The organism is Acidisoma sp. S159 (assembly GCF_009766125.1).
GTDB lineage: Bacteria > Pseudomonadota > Alphaproteobacteria > Acetobacterales > Acetobacteraceae > Acidisoma.
The window spans coordinates 1-220 of record NZ_LMUG01000010.1; the positions used below are offsets into that span (position 1 = coordinate 1).

The 220-nt window shown below is 62.3% G+C and carries 1 protein-coding gene; it reads right to left on the reverse strand.

All coding sequences use genetic code 11. From position 1 onward, the window contains the following. Positions 1-220: MurR/RpiR family transcriptional regulator (locus GSQ92_RS06140; RefSeq protein ID WP_159013130.1), on the reverse strand; the 220-nt coding region annotated here is incomplete at both ends.

Here is a 220-nt window from a genome sequence, read left to right on the forward strand (position 1 = left end):
AAGCCGCGAGGCCAAGGCAACGATGAGCGATTGGGCCAGACACATCGGCGCTGCCAGCGAACGCGAGAAGGTATACTCGTGCTCCGGCACGGCGAAGAGCACACGCGCGTTCTTGGCGAGCGGTGACAGCGTGCTGTCGCTAATCGCCACAACTGGCACACCCCGTCCAGCGGTTTCCTCCACGACATTGACGACCTCATTGGCGTAGAAGCGGAACGAG